The organism is Terracoccus luteus (assembly GCF_003635045.1).
GTDB classification, from domain to species: Bacteria; Actinomycetota; Actinomycetes; order Actinomycetales; family Dermatophilaceae; genus Terracoccus; species Terracoccus luteus.
The window spans coordinates 3,663,847-3,682,844 of the sequence record NZ_RBXT01000001.1 but is presented as its reverse complement, the minus strand read 5'-3'; the positions used below and the strand labels follow the sequence as shown (position 1 = coordinate 3,682,844).

General features: G+C 74.5%; 14 protein-coding genes. All 14 read right to left on the bottom strand.

Annotation, left to right across the window (positions count from 1 at the left end; translation table 11 throughout):
• Positions 1–43 precede the first annotated feature (43 nt).
• Complete coding sequence (locus tag DFJ68_RS16560; protein ID WP_121034676.1) at positions 44–556, bottom strand: hypothetical protein; 513 nt, start codon at positions 554–556, stop codon at positions 44–46.
• The gene (locus DFJ68_RS16555) at positions 553–1,260 is read right to left on the bottom strand and encodes an ATP-binding cassette domain-containing protein (RefSeq protein WP_121034675.1); all 708 of its coding nucleotides are present in this window, start codon (positions 1,258–1,260) and stop codon (positions 553–555) included. The genes DFJ68_RS16560 and DFJ68_RS16555 overlap by 4 nt, the downstream gene beginning before the upstream one ends.
• Positions 1,261–1,673: 413 nt before the next feature.
• Positions 1,674–4,166 (bottom strand): class III lanthionine synthetase LanKC N-terminal domain-containing protein, encoded by a 2,493-nt coding sequence (locus tag DFJ68_RS16550; RefSeq protein ID WP_121034674.1) that lies wholly within the window; start codon positions 4,164–4,166, stop codon positions 1,674–1,676.
• Between the two features lie 152 nt (positions 4,167–4,318).
• Positions 4,319–5,287: a thiopeptide-type bacteriocin biosynthesis protein gene (locus DFJ68_RS16545; RefSeq protein ID WP_121034673.1), complete on the bottom strand. Its 969-nt coding sequence runs from the start codon at positions 5,285–5,287 to the stop codon at positions 4,319–4,321.
• Positions 5,280–7,610 carry a hypothetical protein gene (locus DFJ68_RS16540; protein WP_121034672.1) on the bottom strand — a complete coding sequence of 777 codons (2,331 nt, stop codon included), beginning with the start codon at positions 7,608–7,610 and terminating at the stop codon, positions 5,280–5,282. Before DFJ68_RS16540 ends, DFJ68_RS16545 begins: the two co-directional genes overlap by 8 nt.
• 181 nt (positions 7,611–7,791) lie before the next feature.
• Entirely contained in the window at positions 7,792–9,441 is a 1,650-nt protein-coding gene (locus tag DFJ68_RS16535; protein WP_211333406.1) for a SagB family peptide dehydrogenase, read from the bottom strand.
• A 13-nt stretch (positions 9,442–9,454) separates the two neighbouring features.
• Positions 9,455–11,809, bottom strand: a complete 2,355-nt coding sequence (locus DFJ68_RS16530) for a TOMM precursor leader peptide-binding protein (RefSeq protein ID WP_147431634.1) — start codon at positions 11,807–11,809, stop codon at positions 9,455–9,457.
• Positions 11,810–11,937: 128 nt separating this feature from the next.
• Positions 11,938–13,674, bottom strand: coding sequence for a peptidase domain-containing ABC transporter (locus DFJ68_RS16525; RefSeq protein WP_121034671.1), 1,737 nt, complete (start codon positions 13,672–13,674; stop codon positions 11,938–11,940).
• Positions 13,671–15,776, bottom strand: coding sequence for a cysteine peptidase family C39 domain-containing protein (locus DFJ68_RS16520; RefSeq protein WP_170165807.1), 2,106 nt, complete (start codon positions 15,774–15,776; stop codon positions 13,671–13,673). The genes DFJ68_RS16525 and DFJ68_RS16520 overlap by 4 nt, the downstream gene beginning before the upstream one ends.
• Positions 15,773–17,137, bottom strand: coding sequence for a cytochrome P450 (locus DFJ68_RS16515; protein ID WP_121034669.1), 1,365 nt, complete (start codon positions 17,135–17,137; stop codon positions 15,773–15,775). Before DFJ68_RS16515 ends, DFJ68_RS16520 begins: the two co-directional genes overlap by 4 nt.
• Before the next feature lie 223 nt (positions 17,138–17,360).
• Entirely contained in the window at positions 17,361–17,504 is a 144-nt protein-coding gene (locus DFJ68_RS16510; RefSeq protein ID WP_121034668.1) for a thiocillin family RiPP, read from the bottom strand.
• Positions 17,505–17,622: 118 nt separating this feature from the next.
• Positions 17,623–17,769: a thiocillin family RiPP gene (locus DFJ68_RS16505; RefSeq protein WP_121034667.1), complete on the bottom strand. Its 147-nt coding sequence runs from the start codon at positions 17,767–17,769 to the stop codon at positions 17,623–17,625.
• A gap of 125 nt (positions 17,770–17,894) precedes the next feature.
• Entirely contained in the window at positions 17,895–18,053 is a 159-nt protein-coding gene (locus tag DFJ68_RS18375) for a hypothetical protein (RefSeq protein WP_170165806.1), read from the bottom strand.
• 74 nt (positions 18,054–18,127) lie between these two features.
• Positions 18,128–18,997, bottom strand: coding sequence for an ABC transporter permease (locus DFJ68_RS16500; protein WP_121034666.1), 870 nt, complete (start codon positions 18,995–18,997; stop codon positions 18,128–18,130).
• Between the last annotated feature and the right edge of the window lies 1 nt (position 18,998).

Here is an 18,998-nt window from a genome sequence, read left to right as displayed (position 1 = left end):
GTCCGCACGTCCCACCCCGACGGGGCGCGCGGTAGTCGACAGGCTAGTCGCGACCATCGTCGTCCCTCCACCCGGAGCGGTGGCCGTGCACGGTCGCGACCCAGGCCGCCTCGGCCACCGAGACACCGACCGCGGCGGACGACACACACAGGGCACCCCCCGTCCAGCCGTCGGGACGACCCAGCGTCGCCCACAGGGCGAGCGCGACGACCGCGACGAGCGCGAGGGTCGGCACGTCGGCGGCGAGCCGCTGGCGCCGGTGGAACCGGAGCTCGGCCCGGGGTCGGCCGAAGGCCTCGAAGACGAGGCGCTCCCGGGCCCGCACCGCGCGCAGGCGCCGGACGAGACTCGCCAGGGACCGGGCTGCGACGACGAGCACGACGAGGCACACGACGAGCACGAGCCCGGCGAGCTGCCACCGACCTGCGGCGGCCAGAGCTCCGAGCACGCCCGTCGTGACGCCGACGGCGACGACGGTGAGCTGCTGCGCCCGGAACGGGTCTCCCCGTTCGGGGCGGGTCAGGCGGCGCAGGACGACGACTCCGACCGTGGTCATGACGGACCTGCCTCTCTGTCGAGCGGACGGGCGCTCTCGACCATCCCGCTGCGCATGACGACGACGGCGTCGCACGGCAGTCGGGGGTCCCGGCCCTTCATGCCGACGAGCACGGTGCGGCTGTAGAGGTCGACGACCGACCGGAGTTGCGGCATCCACCGCGGGTCGCCGACACCCGTGGCGGGCACGTCGACGACCGTGACGTCGCGCTGCGACGAGAGGGCCCGAGCGAGCTCGACCACCCACCGCTCGAGCGGCGTCGCGTCACCGGGCATGAGGTCGAGCAGGGCCGGCGAGGTGAGCCGGGTCAGCACCGAACGGCTGCGCGCGGCGTCGTGGCCCAGGTCGAGGTTCTCGCCGATGGTCAGGTAGTCGAGCATCGGGGCGGCCCCGAGCGCCGCCCCGACGTGCTGGTCGAGCCACAGCCGTCGCTCGGTGCCGGGCATCGCGGTGACGTCGACGCCGAAGACGCGCACCGTGCCGGACGCCGGCGTGGCGCGCCCGGCGAGGCAGCGCAGCAGCTCACCGACCCCGTCCTCGGGGCCCCCCTCGACGAGGGTCAGGGTCCCCGGTGCCACGTCGACGTCGACGTCGCGCAGGGCGTGTCCCCGAGGGGTCCCGGCTGCGCCGGCCCCGGTCGTGCACAGACGGCGGACGGAGATCGCGGTGGCGAGGTCACGCGTCGGGGGGACGGCGGCATCCACGGCTCTTCTCCTTCCGGCGTCGATGGGTCGGGAGGCGCCGACCGCGGTGGTCGGGGCGGCGCCCGGACGGCTGGTGCCGGGCCCGGCGACGCAGGACGCGCGCGGGGCCGGCGGGGGCTCGTGCGTCAGGCGCACCAGCCCATGACCGAGAGCCAGGTGAAGGCCATCGGGGTGACGGTCGGGTCGGTGGTCTTCTCGAGGTGCTGGAACTGGTTGAAGCTCATGGGTCTGACTCCTTCGGTGGGATGGTGCGGTGGCTGTGGGGCCCGGTCCGGGTCGTGGCCGGGACGTGGTCCGGGCCGCTGTCGTCGTGGGTCTCGTCGTGCGGACGGAGGTCACTGCGACGACCTCAGTCTTCGCCGGGCGGCGGTGTGGCGGCAGGGGCGGCGGTAAGCGGAGCCGCGTGACAGGTGTCACGAGACCGCACCGGCCGGCAGCAGCAGCAGCTCGCCCGCGACGGCCGGCCCCGCGAGCGCCACCAGGACCCCTGCCGAGCCGGTGGCGAGGTCGGTCGAGAGTCGGTGGTTCATCTCCCCCAGCACGTAGAGCTCGTCGGCGCTGCCGCCGGTCCGCGGTGCGACGTGCCACGAGAGCCGGTCGCGGTGCACGGCGACCATTGCGTCGTGCGGGGCGAGCGTCTCGAGCGCGAGCAGGATGCCGGCGCGTCCCTCCCCGAGCCCCGCCGCGCCGAGCGTCGGCTTGCGCAGCACCCGCAGGAGCGCGTCGCGGAGGGTGCCCGACCCGAGGTCGTCGTCGAGGCGCCCGGTCGCCCTGAGCAGCAGCGCGAGTGCGGCCGACCCGCTGCCGAGGTAGGGCAGCAGGCCGCGCGGGTCACGACCGAGGAGGTGACCGTCGTGGACCGCGCAGAGCGCGAGCTCGTGCTCGACGCAGCGGTCCGCGGCCTCGAGCAGCCCCGGCCGCAGGTGGGCCGCCCACCACGCGTCGGCGACCCGGAGCAGGGCCAGCCCCGTGCCCGCGTACCCGTGCAGGAGGCCCGGCCGGACCGCCGCCCCGTCCCCGGAGCGGGCCCCGGCGATGTCACGGGCGACGAGAGCGACGGCCGTTCGCGCCGCCGCCTCGGCCTCCTCGAGCGGCTCGTCCGACCCGGTCAGCCGGGCGGTCTCGGAGAGGGCCGCGGCGACGCCCGCGTGACCGTGGCCCCACGAGACACCCGAGGCGGCGAGCGCGTCGCGACCCCGTGAGGCGCGGATCACCGCGAGCGCCTGTTCGGGCCGGCCCGTCCGGGCCAGGGCGAGCGCGACGCCGTCGCTGCCGTGGGCCAGCCCGCGGTGGGCGGCGGGCTCGCCGACGGCCCGCTCGGCCAACCAGTCGAGGTGCCGCTCCGGGACCACCTCCCCCAGCACCGCCAGGGCCGACAGCACCCCGGACGCGCCGGTCCACAGCCCGGTCGCCCCACCCGGGACGCAGAGCTGCTCGACGGAGCCGGGGTGGAGCCGGTCCTCCCGGTCGGGCGTGGCGGCGGCGAGGATGCCGCGGACGAGCGCCTGCGTCGAGGGCCCGGTGCCGCTCGTCCCCGGTACGTCACCCGTCAGGGCGAAGGCGCGGTCGTCGTCGCCGGCCCGCTCCAGTCGTGACAGCAGGTCGGGGCGCCGGTCCAGCACCATGACGACGGGGTTGCGCGTCATGAGCGAGAGCCGGCCGCAGGCGTCGCGGTCCCGCGGCTCGCCGTCGGTCCCGAAGGTGAACCCCGGCGCGCCCCCCGCGTCGCTCGCCCGGGCGCCGTCGAGGGCGGCGCACTCGAAGTCGATGAGACGCAGCGAGCCGTCGTCGAGGACGATGACGTTGGCGGGGTGCAGGTCGCGGTGCACGACGCCGAGCGCGTGCATGCGCGCGACGAGGTCGGTCAGCCGCTCGTCGACCTCGGCCGCCCAGCGGTAGTAGTCACCGACCCCACCCGGCTCGCGGGTGCACGTCGTCGGGTGGGCCCGGGTGACCCGGTGCGAGAGCATCTGGCCCACGAGCTGCTCCATGACGAGGAACTCGGAGCCGCCGCAGCGCAGGTAGTCGAGCGGTGCGGGCGCGACGCCGTGGCCGGCCAGCCGACGCAGGACGAGGTGCTCGTGGCGCAGGCGGGCCACGGCATCCGACCCGTCCGTCGTCAGCCCGCTGTGGGCGCGTGCCTCCTTGAGCACGACCCGGCGGCCCCGGTGCCGCGCCGTGTACACCGCACCGGCGTTGGTGCGGTGCACGAGGTCGACGTCGCTGACGTCGAGGGACTGCTCGCGGTCGTGCGCCGCAGCCCGTTCGAGCCAACGGCCCACCACCGCCGGCGGTCGTCCGGGTGACCCGCCACCGATGCGGCGGTCCGGCGTCGCCGCCCCGTCACCGTCGGTGACGGAGGGGACCGGCTCGCCACCGGAGGCGCGCAGCCATCCCGAGCGGAACGCCCCCCACCTCACCGACACGGGTGAGCCCGGATCACCGGCGTCGCCGACCACCGACGGCCCCGGCCGACCCTCGAGCACCCGGGGCAGCCGCTCGAGCAGGGCGGTGAGGCTGACCTCGTCGTGCGGGTAGACGGTGCAGACCTTGCCGCTCGACTCCCGCGGCGCGTACTTGCTCTGGGTGACGGCGACGAGGCGGCGGGTCGCGAGCGCCTTCCAGGCCACCCCGTTCTCGAAGCACTCCCGGGCGACGAGGGCGACGACCTCCTCCGCGTGGCCCGGCACGGCCGACACGTGCACCTTCCAGCCGGACGCCGGGAGGGGCCGGGCCAGGGCGCCCTCCGGTCGGAACTGCACCCACGGACCGTGCCGCCGACGCTGCCAGCCCGGGGGCGTCGCCGCGGGGGCGAGCTCGGGACCGGAGCGTCCCGCCACGGACGCCCACGGGTTGTCGTAGAAATCCCGGTCGCCGAGGGCGAGATAGATCGCGGCGTCGTTCATGTGTGCATCCCCCTGAATCAGCACTGGAACCAGCACCTGTGGTCCCGCGCTTCCGGGACGACGCCTCGGACAGTACGCACGCCGGGCGGTGGGGTCAGCAGACCCGTGTCACCGAGATCGGATGACACGTGTCATGTGGGGGGGTCCGGGCGTCAGCCGGCCTCGGGCACCTCCTGCGGGGGGAGCGCCCCCGCCGGCAGGGTCGTACCCGACGCCGGGGCACCGGCAACGGGAGCAATGGCAGCGGCGGCAGCGGCCGTCCCGGCCGCTTCTGCGGCAGCTCTGGCGGCGGCGGCCGCCTCGATGCGGTGCCCGAGGTAGAGCATGCGGGCGAGGTGGGCCTCCTGGAGCGGGAGGACGCCCAGCCGGTTGTTCATCAGGTGCAGGTGGTGGTGCACGACGAGGGCGACCGAGTGGTTCCACATCTCGGGCCGCAGCGTCTGCACCTCGCGCAGCACAGCGTCGGCGTAGGTGCGCAGCACCGGCCCGGCCCAGGCGTCGTCGACGACACGGCGGGCGACGTCCACGGCCCTCACCGCGTCGAAGCGGATGGCCTCGGGTCGGGCGAGCGAGTCCGCGACGACGGTGGCCCAGCCGTCTCCCACCGTGCCGCGGCCCGTCCAGTACCAGCCGTACTGGTACATGAAGGTGCTCGAGAGCAGGGGGGCGAAGGTGGCGTTCATGACGGTGAGGTGTCCGGCCCCGAGGGCGAGCACCGGCATCCGGTCGCGCAGGGGCAGCAGGTCGGCGGCGGCCACGCTGCCCAGGTGCGAGATGCGGTGGGCCAGCTCGAGGCCGGCGGCGCCGCCGAACTTCGCGTGCTCCGGCGCGTAGTGACGGCGCAGCACGAAGCGGACGCAGCGTGAGTCGGCGAGGGTGGCGGCCGCGCACCAGTCCCAGAGCCGGTCCTCGAGGTCGTGGCCGGTGCTCGACCACGGGTCGACCAGCTGCAGCCGCAGCCGCAGGTGCACGCCGGTGGCGTCCATGAAGCGGAGGTAGAACCAGCGCTCGATCTCGTCGGCACGGGTGTCGAGCCAGGGGCGCACCACCTGCTCGAGCACGACCGGGATCTCGTCGAAGTCGAGGACGTAGACGCGCAGGTAGTGCCAGTGCTCAGCCATGGTCGACCACGGCCACGAACTCGGTGACGCAGCCGCCCTCCCCGTGCACGGACGACCCCGCCTCCGCGAGGGCGGGCAGGGCCTCGGTGAAGACCCAGCGGCGTACGCGCGGCCCCGGGTCGCGCAGCGCGGTGAGGACGGTGAGCGGGTGGCCGACGCTGAGCCACGTCGGCTTGCCGACGGGTCGGGCGCTGCCCGCCTCGACGGTCGCGACGAAGAGCTCGCCCGGCATGGCGAACCGCTCCCGCATCGCCTCGACCCGCGCGAGGACGTCGGTGACGTGGCCGCCGCGCGCCCACGTCGGCACGACCTCCGGCGACAGCGACCACGTCCGTCGGCCCCAGACGACGTCGGGGCCCTCGAGCCGTGGCGTGACGAGACCCCCGTCGACCTCGACGGCGCGCGCCGTCGGCGGCAGCACGGCCCACGGGGAGGCGATGACCGCGAGCACTCCCTCCACCCCCTTGAGCAGGTGCGGCGGGATGGCCCCGCCGTAGAGCAGCGCGGCCGGCGCGCCGTCGGGGTCGGTGAGCTGGAGCGTGCGCGTGTCGGGGTCCAGGTGGATGCGGAACGCCGCCAGGTCGTGGGCGCCCGGGTGGTCGAGCAGGGCCGGACCCCACTCGGCCAGAGGGAGACCGGGACCGGGTCGCTGCGTCGTCGTCCAGTCGGTCGAGGCCGAGAACTGGTAGGCCACCGTGCCCGGATGCCGGGTCGTGGCCGTCGTGACCGCGTCGGCGACGAGGTCACCCGTCAGGGTGGCGAGCCGGCCCCAGCGCGACCGTGAACCGAGGTAGTCGGCCATGACGGTGTTGACGACGACGCGACCGCCGCTGTGCTGGTGGTAGACGACACTGGCCGGCCGCGCGAGGCTGAGGTGCCCGCGCGGGAGGTCGTCGAGCTCGTGACGGTCGGGCGTGCCGACCAGCGCGCGCTCGAGCGCGAGCGTCGCCTCGGCGCAGAAGGCCACGAGCGGCGCGGAGCCGGAACCGTGCAACGCCGAGAAGAGGCGGCGCAGGGTGTCGTAGAAGGCGAGGGGCACGACCCGCCGGGACAGCACCCGGGCCAGCTCGGACGGCAGCGCGGCGGGTGCCGCGAGCGCCGGGCCCGACACCGACTCGTGCACGAGGGGTTCGCGCAGCAGCCACGAACCGGCCCGCGAGCCCACGGCCGTCAGCGCGTCGCGCGCGCCGTCGTGCAGCGCCTCGATGGCGTCGACGACCTCGTCGGGCCGCTGCGCCCGGTGCACCCGTCCCTCGGCCTCGGCCGCCCCACCGAGCGCGTCGACGACCTCGGCGGGCCAGCCGCGGTCCCGTCCGTCACCGGCGAGGAGGCCGAGCTCGTGACCGTCGGTGAGCGCCCAGGGCCGTCGCGCGTGCAGACGGCCGGTGGCGACGCCGTCGGCAGCGTTGAGCGGAGGGGCCTCCGACGTCAGCTCGGTGAGCTCGTCGGTCCGGTAGTAGAGGCTGCCCTGGTGGGCGTAGTGGGGCAGGAAGGCGTACGTGCCACTGCGCATCTGCATCGACGGGATCCGTTGCGCTCGAACCGGTTTCGGGCCCGCCCATGCGAACGGACGCTGCACGCAGCGTCCGTGCAGCTCGACGGCGAGCGGGCGGAACGTCGTGTGGTCCCGGCTCCATCCCTCCCCGTCGTCGGCGCGGACGCCGACGTCCGACGACCGCACCGCGTGCAGGGTGGCGAGGCTGGAGAACGGGCTCGGCTTGAGGGCGGCCCGCACGGCGTAGCTCACCGCGGTCCGGGCCAGCCGCCCGTCGGGGTCGACGGGGCCCGACGGGCGCTGGTCGAGCTCGCGGGCGAAGGCCGTCGAGGCGAAGGCGATCCCCCGCCGCAGGCCGGGGTCGTCGAGCAGCCGCACGACCCGCCCGGCCGCGGAGGCGAGACGTGCCCGGGCGGCGTCGTCGGGTCCGGACAGCTCGCGGCTCGCCCGGGCGGCGGCGAGCCAGGTGGCGACGTCGGGGTTCTCGGTCGCGACCTCGTCGAGCAGGGCCTCGTGCCGGGCCGCGACGACGTCCTTGTGCACGTTGCGTCGCGCCCCCAGCAGTTCGCGCCGGCGGCCCGTGTCGTCACAGCCACCGACCAACCCGTGCAACACGTCCTCGACGCGGTCGCGCAGCGCCTGCATCGTGCGGCGGGATCCCAGCAGCTCACGGGCGGCAGCCGCCGTGGCGTCGTCCCGCAGGGCGTCCAGCGTGGCGGCGGGCAACCGGCACTGCCGGGCCAGGATCGTGCGGGCGGTCGCGCCGTCGACGACGGCGGCGACGCCGGCGACGGCGGACCCCGTCGTGACCGGGACCGTAGCGGTCACGTCGTCGCCCCCACGCGTCGGCCGGTGGCGCCGAGCCGGGCACCGCCGAGGAGGCAGGTGCTCGTCGGGCGCTCGACGTCGGACAGGGGCGAGGGGTCCAGGCGGGGGCGTCGACGGCGGACCGGGGCCAGCGGGTCCTCGAACGCCGACACCGGCGCGAGAGGCCCCCACGTCGCGGCCCTCATGACCCGTAGCCGTTCAGCCGGGCGTGGCTCGACGCGTACCAGCCGGGGTCGAGGTGCGGCTCCCACGTGGGGTCCGCGCCCATCTTGCCGATCGGGTTGCCACCGGGCACGGGGGCGCCCGCGAACGGTGAGGGCAGCGAGCCCAGGATGAGCTCGCCGACGCCCGACTCCTCGAGGTAGTCGAGGCCGAAGGCGTCCGCGGTGAGGTCGCTGTTGCCGCTACCGAGGCCGCACGCCGCGAGGTGCATCGCCGTCGCGACGAGGTACATCGTCTGGTAGAGCACCCCCACGTGCTTGAGGGTCACGGCGTAGGCGATGGAGCGGTACTTCCACGAGATCCGCTGGAACCGCGCGGTCATCGTGACGAGCACGTCGGGCCGCACGTCCCCGCCGGCCGAGAGCGACGCGGTGTCGAGCAGCTGCTGCCTCAGCGACGGCGGGGTCGGCAGCAGAGTGAGGCGGTGGGTGTCGGCCTCGTAGTGGTAGCACCCGGGGTCGACGCCCTCGCACCGGGCGACGGTGAGGTACAGCTCGAGCTCGTAGCCCGCGCCACCGCACGGGTAGGGGCGACTGCTGGCCGGGTAGGGCATGCCGCTCTCGGGCATCGGCCCGTAGGTGCCGCGCACCCGTGCGGTGCGGTAGAGGAACTCCCCGAGCTGCGCGGCCGTCAGCGGCTGCTCGCCGTAGTGGCGCACCGACGTGCGTCCCTCCATGACGGTCACGAGTGGGGCGTCCCGCTCGCGGACCTCGTCGAGGTCGGGGCGGGGCAGGTCGACGTGGAGGCCGTCGTGGTGCGGCCGCACGGGTGCCAGAGGCTTGATCTCGCCGCGGTACGGGAAGACCCCGCCGAAGGCCTCGTCGGTACGCCCGACCCGCGAGCGCGAGTGGAAGAGGAGGTCGTGGAAGTCCCACTGTCGCTGCACGTCCGTGTCCGAGGCGAGGATGCCGTCGTGGTCGGCGTCGGCCAGGTCGGCGACACCGGCGCCGACGAGCAGCTCGAGCACCGCGTGCACCGTGGTGGGTCGCAGCCCCGTCGCGTCGGTCAGCTCGCCCACGCGCGTGCGCTCAGCCAGCCGCCCGACGAGGTCGAGCACCCGGGTGTCGTGCACGACGACGCGCGACCCCTGGACCGGCGACTCCACGTGCAGCCGCTCGTCGCGACGGTGCAGGTAGGCGAACTTGGACAGGCGCACCTCGTCGTCGGCGGTGAGGGACGTCGGGCGCACGACGCGACCCGGGCGCACCGACTCGGCCTGCACGACGAGCGCGTCGTCCTGCCAGACCCCCTCGGCCAGGCACCGACCCACCGCCGACGCCACGCGGTCGAACACCGCGGCGTCGGGCGCGGTGAGCGGCTCGGCCGTCGCGCGCTCCCCGAGGGAGGTGAAGCGTCCGGACACCGGGGCCGGCAGACCCTTGACCCGCAGCACCGGTGACCCGTCGTAGCGCAGCTCGAGCAGGCCGTCCTCGACGAGGGCCGCGACGCCGTCGCGCAGGCGCAGCCCACGCACCGCGTCGACGGGCGCGGCAGCGGTACCCAACCCACTGGCATCCTCGAAACCGCCTGCGGCACCGGTTTGTTCGTTGGATTGGGCCTCGGGGCGGCGCTCGCCACCCTGGGCGACGATGCTGTCGATGACTGTCATGGTTCTCGTCCTCTCACAGGAACATGGCGATGGGGTTGAGGTCGGCCTCGGGGGTCGGGGCCGACTGCAGGCCGAGCGCGACGGGCACGTCGTAAAGCCGGCCGGCGGCGTAGCGCGGCCAGAAGTGGCGCATGCCGGGCACGACGACGCGCGCCACCGGCAGACCGATGTCGGGGCGGGTCTGGTCGAGCACGAGCATCTCCATGCCGGCCCGCTCGACGATGCCCCGGGCCACGTCGACGTCCTCGGCGAGGTCGTCGCGGGAGAGGTCGACGAAGTCGGCCGGGGTGGCGGCCGGCACGTCGGGATCGGGCACGAGGTACGGCTCGCTCTCGATCGTCGCCGTGCTCCACCAGTGCACCTGGGTGGGGTCGGTGAAGGCGTACGTGCCGGAGCCGTCCGACGGCATCCCGATGACGGCGGGGAGGAACTGGTTCATCTCGCTGAGGGCCCGGCCGATGGCCACCGAGGCGTCGAAGTGGCTGCCGAGGGCGAGCAGGATGTCCTGCGCGGGCTTGTCGGTGCGGTGGCTGATGGCCACGAAGGTGGGGATGCCGAGGTCGGTCGTGATGTCGAGCACCCACGAGCGCCGGTCGAGGGCGTCGTACTGCTCCTGCCAGTGCGTGAAGTACGGGTCCTCGAAGGAGGCGAGGTCGACCGCGCGACGACGCGAGCGGTTGTACCACCAGACCGCGGTCGCATCGCGCTCGACGAGCTCCATGAAGCCCTGCAGCACCGCGTCCTCGAGGGAGGCGCCGGCGGCGCAGCCGTTGGAGTTCGCGCCCCCGTTGTAGCGGCTGCGCGTCGTCGAGTAGTTGTAGTAGAGCACCGAGGTGGGGGCCCACTTGCGGCGCTGCTCGCTGAGGGACCACAGCGGCGTCCACTCCACCGGCTCCGCCGGGTCGATGGCGTCGCCGACCCAGTGGAAGTGGCTCGGTCGGGCGTTCCAGGCGGCCCGCTCGGCGAACTGCGAGTCGCTGTACTGGTGCAGCTCGTTGGGGTGAACGACCTCGTCCGAGGCGAAGGAGTCGAGGGAGGCGACCACCCGGGGCTCGTCGCCGTGGAAGACGCCGGAGTACCGCTCGATCGCCTCACCGAGGGCGCTCGCCTTCGCCTGCTCGGGGCTCTTGCCCTTGCCGCAGCTCGCGCTGCGCAGGCCGGCCTTGAGGTCGGCGATCGACTGCATCGGCATGGCGAAGTTCTGGCCCGCCGAGTAGACGTGCAGGCCCGGCACCTCCAGGGGCAGGGCCACGAGGTGGCTGACCGGTCCGGTGATGTCGCTGACGAACCTCTCGTAGCGCTGCACGAACTGGTCGGGGGTGAGCGCCCGGTGGCCGCCGTCGCTCGTGCGGGCCTTGGGTCGGGGCACGAGCTGGACCGGCGCCTCGACGAGGCGGGCCTGCAGCCCCCCGTCGCCGCAGACGGAGCACTGGGGGCGGGCGTCGAGGTGGTGGCGCGCGGAGGTGAGGTCGACGGTGTCGAGGGTGACGACGTCGCCCGCTCGGGCGAGGTCGACCCCGTCCGGTCCGACGGTCACGACACCGGCCAGCCAGGTGGCCGCGCTCTGCAGGGCGAGGTCGACGCCGAGGCGTCGCGTGCTCGGCAGTCCGGTGACCGACTCGACGAAGGTCTGGGAGAGCGCCCCCCGCTGGCGCAGGTACGACTCGGTGAGGCTCTTGGACTCCAGCCGCACCCGCAGGCACTCGTAGCAGGCGGTGCGGCCGGGCGTGAAGGTCGGGCCGATCCACAGCCGCACACCCATCGGCTTGGCGAGCAGCCAGCTGGAGCCGGTGCGGCGCGACCAGGCGTTGACGGCGGCGAGCTCGGGCCGCTCGTAGTCGTCGGTGAGGACGACGACGAGACGCAGCTGCGCCTCCTCGGTCGCGGGCAGGTCGTCGACGGTGTCGATGACGCGGGCGCGCAGACCGTGCTCCGCGGCCGTCTCGGCGAGCCGGTCGGGCAGGTCGTCGCCGACGACGAGGACGCCGATGGTGCTCGCGGTCGCCTCGACGCTCGCGTCGCCGTCGAGGCCGCACTGCTCCCAGTACCCCGCGGAGCGCACGTCGACGTCGGGGTCGACCTCGACGACGTGCCCCGAGCGCAGCAGCCGGTCGATCGCGGCGGCGGGGTCACGGTGACCCGCCCGCAGGAGGGCGTCCTCGACGGCCCCGCGGTCGCGGGTGCCGTCCAGCAGGGGGTAGAGGTCGCTGACGAGACGGCCGTGGATGCGGCTCCGGGCCCCCCGCTCGGTGCTGACGTAGACGCCCTCACCGTCGAGGAGGGTCACCGTCGAGCTGCGCTTGAACCGCAGTACCCGGGTGGCGCCCGGCGTGACGGCGGTGGCCGGGGTGGTCGTTGACTGGCTCATCTGCGGGCTCCTGGTCGGTCGGGCGGTGGGTCGGGCGGTGGGTCGGGCTGGGGTGTCGGTCTGGGGTGTCGGTCTGGGGTGTCGGGCGGTGGGTCAGGCCCCGGGTCGGGCCGAGGGCGGGGGTCGGTTCAGGTGGCGGTGCGGGTGAGCGCATGGAGGCGGCCCTGGCGCAGCAGCAGCTCGTCGTGGCGGCCGTGCTCGACGACGCGACCGCCGTCGAGCACGTACACCTGATCGGCCATCCGGATCGTGCTGTGCCGGTGGGCGACGACGAGCCGGGTCATGCCGAGGCCGGCGACGGCGGTGGCGACCGTCTCCTGGGTGGTCTCGTCGAGGGCGCTCGTGGCCTCGTCGAGGACGAGCAGGGAGGGGCGTCGCACGAGCGCCCGGGCCAGCAGGAACCGCTGCTCCTGCCCACCGGAGAAGCCGGACTCCCCGTCGGAGATGCGGGTGTCCAGGCCCATCGGCAGCGTGGCGACGAGGTCACCGAGGCCGGCGGTGCGCAGGGCGTCCAGCACGTCGTCGTCGTCGACGTCGTCCCGGACCCCGACGACGGCGTCGCGCACGGTCCCGCGCAGCAGCGCCGCCGACTGCGGGACGTAGCCGATCTGGTCGCGCAGGTCCTCGTGGTCCCAGTCGGCGGTGCCGACCCCGTCGACGAGCACCCGGCCGCTCGTCGGCTCGAGCTGCGCCAGCACGAGACGCAGCAGCGTCGACTTGCCGGCCCCGGACGGACCGACGACCGCGACCATCGACCCCGGCTCGACGACGAGGGAGACCCCGTCGAGCACGGGCTCGGTGCTGCCGGGGTAGCCGAACCCGACGTGGTCGAGCTCGATGCGCCCCCGCAGCGCCCGGTGCGGACGCGCGGCGGACGTCTGCTCCGGGGCGGCGGTCAGCACGGGGGTCAGCCGCCGGCGCGCGAGGCCCATGGAGAACACGGCGGGCAGCACCCCGGCGAGGCGGCCGAGCGCCCCGGCCAGCTGCAGCACGATCATCGTGACGGAGCCGAGGGCGAGCAGCCCGTTCGACCAGAGCAGCGCGAGGGGGCAGAGCACGGCCAGCATCACCGTCTGGGTCGAGAGCAGCAGACTCTCTCCCGCGTCGGCGTACCGCAGCCCGCGCAGGTCGGCATCCTTCTGGCGGGTGAAGATCCGCTGCCACGCGCGCTCGACGGTGCCCTGGGCCCCGTAGGCCGTGAGCTCCTCGAGACCCGTGAGGGCGGGGTAGAGCGTGGCGTGGGCGGCGTCGACGGACTCCATGACGACGTGGTCGTGCTGCTGCTGTCGCCACGACAGCAGCACCGCCGCCACGAGCACGGTGGTCGCGACACCGAGCGCGACGAGGCCGAGGCGCAGGTCGACGAGGCACAGCAGGACGGTCGCGACGGCGGCCGTCAACGCGCCGAGCGCGCTCTCGGTCCCGAGCGCCCCGAGCAGGGAGCGGGTCATGCCGACGCAGTTGGCGTAGCCGATGACGTCGCGCAGCGAGCGCTCGGCGTAGAAGGCGACCGGGAGCGACAGCAGCCGGCTCCACACCCGGCGCTCGGCGAGGTCCGCCACCTCCTCCTGCACGCGCAGGCCCAGTCGGTCCGACGCCGTCCCGGCGAGGTAGGCGATGACGAAGAGGGCCAGGCCGACGACGACCGCGGGCGTGGCACGCTGCGGGTCGGCGTAGGCCACGAAGGCGGCGAACATGCCGCCGACCTGCCCGGCGGTGCAGACGAGCGAGGCGAGCACGACGAGCGCGCCACGGGCGAGGATGCCGGTCGGTGCACCGGGTGCACCGGGTGCGCCGGATGCGCCGGGTGCGCGGGTGTCGCCGACATCGCTGAGGTCGCCTGCGGCGAGCACGTCGACGCTCACGACGCCACCGCCTGCACGAGTGAGCCGGCGTCGGCATCCGTCTCGTCCTCGTGGGTGAGTCGGCCGCCGCCGAGACGCACGACGCGGTCACCCTCGGCGCGGGTCGGCAGGTGGTGGGCGACGGAGACGATGGTGAGGCGCAGACCCCGGAGGCGCCTGTGCAGCTCGTCGGTCAGCTCGTCGTCCATGGCGCTGAAGGCCTCGTCGAGCACGAGCAGGGAGGGCCGGTGGAGCAGGGCCCGGGCGAGCGCGAGCCGCTGCCGCTCGCCACCGCTGAAGTTGCGACCGCCCTGGGTCACCTCGGCCCGGTCGGCGCCGCCCCGGGCCCCGACGACGTCGTCCATGCGCACGAACGACAGGGCGTGGGCGACGGCTCCGTCGGGCACCGGTCGGCCGAGCGTGAGGTTCGACGCGACGGTCCCCTCGAGGAAGAGCGCCCGCTGCGGCACGTAGGCGAGGCTCTCGGGTCGCCACACCTCGCCGTGGGTCGCGGCGAGCGCGCCGACGACGATGCGGGCCAGGGTCGACTTGCCGGCCCCGCTGTCGCCGACGACGAAGCACGTCCCGCCCGCCTCGACGGTGAGGTCGACGTCCTCGAAGAGGGGCTGACGCGCGCCGGGACGGGTGTAGGCGATGCCCCGCAGGTGCAGCCCGTCCGCCTCCCCGTCGGCCGGCACGAGCGTGCCGTCCGCCGGTTCCAGCAGGACGTCGTCGACGAGGCGCAGCGCGGTTCGCACCTGGGTGAGGTCGAAGGCGCCGAGTGAGACGACGCGTCGGCCGGCCGTGAGGCAGATGCCGGTGAGCAGCACGAGGACGAGCGCGGTCGACGCGGGCACGCGGTCGGTGTGGCAGACGAGCAGCACGAGAGCGGTGGTGCCGGCGTCGACGAGCAGCGACAGGCGCGTGCGCCCGAGCATGATGGTGTGGGCCCGTCGCTCGAGCCGTGCCACCCGCTCCTGGGCGGCCGACCACCGCGCGACGAGGTGCGCGGGCGAGGCCTCCGAGCGGATGGTCTCGATGGCGGTGAGGGTCGCCACGATCTCGCCGTCGCGGCGCTGTTGCTCGGACACCGCGCGGCGCTGCGCCTCCTCGAACTCCTCGAGGTGGTGGCCGATGGCGTAGGCGTTGGCGCCGAGCCCCGCAAGCACGAGGGCGAAGGCGGCGGGCGAGGCGAACAGGATGCCGGTGAGGGCCGCCGAGACGGTGAGCACCCCCACGGCCCCGTCGACGAGCAGCGCGACGATCTGCATCGCCGCGCCGTCGATGCGCTGGGGGCGCATGGCCACCTCGCCGCTGAACCGGTGCTGCAGGAACGCCGGCGTGACGCGCAGCAGGTGGTGGACGAGCTGCGTCGACCTGCGGGTGACGGTGCGGTGCAGCAGGCGCGAGCGCAGGTGGGCCCCGACCCAGCCGGCCAGCCACGACGCCACCGCGAGGGCGACCAGAGCGCGCGGCACGTCACCGACGAGGCGCTCGAGGCCGACGGCCGTCGACGTCCCCGCCCCGGCGACCGGTCCCGCGACACCGCGGACGAGCAGCACCGCGGCGATGGAGGCGACCGAGACGAGCACGGCGAAGATCGCGCCGAAGACCGTGAGGACGCGGCCGACGGTGTCCTCCCCCCGCCACCAGGCGCGCAGCGTCCCGACGGGCGGCTCGCCGCCCTCGACGAGGTCGGGGCCGGCCCCGACGACGACCGCCAGGCCCGTCCAGTCGGCGGCGAACTCGTCGTCGGTGAGGGTCACGTGCCCCCGGGCGGGGTCGTTGACCCGTACGCCGCGGCGGGTGACCTCCTCCGCGACCACGAAGTGGTGGCCCCGCATGAGGGTCACGGCGGGCAGCCCGGTGCGGTCGAGCACGCGCACGGGGTGGTCGTCGGCACCTCCCGTGGTACCGGTCGAGAGGCGGTACGGACGGGCGGTGAGACCGAGGGACCGGGCCCCGGTGACCAGGGACGCCGCGGTGGTCCCGTCGCGCCCGGTCGCGCAGGCCCGGGCGACCTCGCTCACCCGCAGGTGCCGGCCGTGGGCGGCGAGCACGGCCGTGACACAGGCGGGTCCGCAGTCGACGTCGCCGAGCTGGGGGACGAAGGGCGTCTTCACCGGGTCACCTCCGACGCACCGTCGGCAGCCGTCGCGGTGTCGGTCGTGGTGTCGGTCGTGGTGTCGGTCGCGGTGTCCGTCGCGGTGTCGATCGCCACCCATCCGCCGCCTAAAGCGACGGGCAGGTGGGTCGGGGTGTGGAAGCTGATGTCACTGCGCCACTGCACGCGGCGGTGGTCGGTCACGCGCACCCCGAGCGGGCGCAGGGCGTCGAGCGCGAGCTCGCACTGCAGCCCCGCGAACAGCGCGCCCAGGCAGCGGTAGGTGCCGTGCCCGAAGGTCTGGGCCGGTGGCCGGGTCCCGGGCTGCCAGCGGTCGGGGTGGTCGTGGCGCGCGGGGTCGACGTTGGCCGCCGCGGTGGCGAGCATGACCGTCGAGCCGGCCGGGATCTGCACGTCGCCGAGGGTCAGCGGCTCCCGCGCGACGCGCATCCCGAACGGCAGCGGCGCGTCGAGGCGCAGGGCCTCGTGCACGACCGCGTCGGTGGCGGTGCGTCCGGCCAGCCAGTCGGCGAGGGCCTCGGGCCGGCGCAGCAGCGCGACGACGACGTTGGTGAGGGCGGCCGCCACGGTGTCGACCCCCGTCATGAACAGCAGCAGCATGAGGCTCACCGCCTCCTCGCGGCTCAGCTCATCGCGGCGGCGGGCGCCCTGGAGGCTGGCCGCGAGCGTGTGGTCGGCGACGGGCTCGTCGAGCAGCCGCGCGACCCGGTCGCGCAGCGCGACGAACCCGTCGTCGGTGATCGGCGCGTCCTGCGCCTGGAGGTTGGGGAAGCTGCTCGCGATCCGGGCGAGCATGCCGCGTCCGCTGGCGGCCACGGAGGCCCACTCGTGCTCCGGCAGCCCGAGCAGCGCACCCATGGCCCGAGGGGGCAGCTCGTTGGCGAAGGCGGTGACGAGGTCGACCTCCCCGTCGGTCCGGGCAGCGGACACGACCTCGGCCGTCAGCCGGTCGACGATGCCGGCGACCGTCGGACGAAGCGCGTCGACACCGCGCGGGGTGAAGTGCTCGGACAGCACCCGCCGCAGCCGGTGGTGGTCGGCGCGGTCGAGGAAGCTGAGGCTGGAGGCGAAGAAGGCGACGAACTCGGGGTTCTGGTCGCGGACGTGCTGGGGGAAGTCGACCTCGCCGATGACGAGCTGCGGCGCGGCGGCGGCGCGACGGACGAGCTCGGCCGACGACACGAGGACCATCCCGAGGGGCAGGAGCAGCACCGGTGCGACGCTGGGCAGCTCACGGAAGACGGCGGCCTGGCTGCCGCCCGTGGGGTGGCGGATGTGGTCCATGACCCGGGCGGTGAGGTCGCGGGCCGCGATCGTGGGGCCGGCGGGCCCGGGGGCCGACGGGGTGACGGTCGTCATGTCGTCCTCCTTCCGAAGAGGCCGTGGGTGGGGTACTGTTCCGGTCACGGGCGGTCCCGCACGCGAGTGCAGGAGAGCCGCCCGTGACCGGAGCTTTCGCGTAGCTGACGTTCTTGGCGGTTCGGCGGCTAGCGGTTCTGGTGGGAGGTGCGAAGCGACTCGAGGGACGACCTCGGGTCGTTTCTGCGTGTGCGGCTGGTGGTGGCGGGGCGCGAGGCCGAGCTCACCAGCACGCTGCGGTGCCGAAGGTGGCCGGGCACGAGGCCGTGCCGGCGGAGCTGAGGCAGCCGGCGCCGGCCTCCTCGTCGAGCTCGTCGACCTCCACGGCGTCGAGCTCCTCGGCGGGGGTGATGTCCTTGTCGGTCATGGTCGTTCCTCTCGGTTGTGGTCGTGCTGTCGGATGGTGCGATCTGGTCGTGCGGTGCTGCGGGTCCTGCGGTGCGCCGTCCGCCTCGCGGCGTGCGGCACGGTGTCCGTCGTGACGGTCAGTGCGAGCCGAAGGTGGCCAGCGACGACGGGCAGCCGAGCGAGCTCGCGGTGCCGAGGGTCGCGGCGCCGCCGTCCTCGGTGAGCTCCTCGAGCTCGACCTCGTCGATGGCCTGGTCGGCGTTCTGGATGTCCTTGTCGCTCATGGTGTTTCCTTTCGTGAGGGTGGAGCGGTCGGTGTTGCTGGGGTGGTGCTGGGGTGGTGCTGGGTGGTGCTGGTGGCCGACCCGGTGGGTCGTGCCGCCCGGACCCGTCGTGGGCCCGGGAGTCTCTAGGTGAAGCTGAACGACGAGGCCACGGTGGCGGGGCACGAGACCGAGCCGACGGTGACGCCCTGGCAGCCGTGGATCCACGCGCCGGCGCCCTCGGCGGAGAACAGGTCCTCGATCTCGAGCAGCGGCACGCTCTCGCGGACGTCCTTGGGGTCCATGTCGTCTCGCTCCTGTCCTGTGGTCGGGGGTCGTCGGGATGGTGGTCGGGTGGTCGTCGGGCCGGCCGAGGTCGTCAGCCGGCCTGCTTCGCCGACCGGCGCCCGCGCCGCGACGTGCGCGGCTCCCAGCGGAAGCAGGACCGGAAGAGCAGGTAGCCGACGGCGATCCAGAGGATGAGGACGCCGAGGGGCTGGTGGATGACGTCGAGCGCCTGCCCCAGCGAGAGGCGGGGACGGTCGGTGAGGTCGTGGCTGACGAAGTCCTGGCCGAAGTAGCCGGTGCGCACGATCTGGACGAAGGCGGTCGAGGGCAGGTAGTCGGCGATGCGGTCGACCGTCGAGGCGGCCCCGCCGGCGACGCTGAGCGACCCGCTGAGGAACCACATGCCGATGACGAACGGGGTGACGATCCACGTGGACAGCTCGCTCGAGGGCAGCAGCCCCGAGACCCCGAACGTGAGCAGGCCCATCGTCACGGCCCCGATGACGAGCCCGGCCACGACGAGCAGCCAGTGCACCGGTGCGGCCACGTGGAAGACCGTCATCGCGACGACGAGCACGACGGCGCTCTGCGCGAGGGCCGGTAGGGCTGCGCTCGTGGCCTCGCCGACGAGGATGGCGCTCTGCGGTATCGGCGTGGCGCGCAGCCTCTTGTACGTCCGTGTCTCTCGGCGGCGGGCGGCGGAGTTGATGACGGCGTAGGCGATCCAGATGACGGAGACGCACAGCCCCGACGGGGCGAGGACGTCGACGGGTCGGATGCCGCCCGGCAGCGGGTCGGCGTCACGCACCTGGACCATCGGGAAGATCCCCATGGCCACCGGCATGACCGCCCCGACGAGGGCGAAGGCGATGTCCTGCCAGTAGACCCGCTGCGACAGGGCGACCTGCGGCCAGACGTAGCGCGGCCAGCTGACGACCGAGCGGGGGGTGTCGACGCTCATG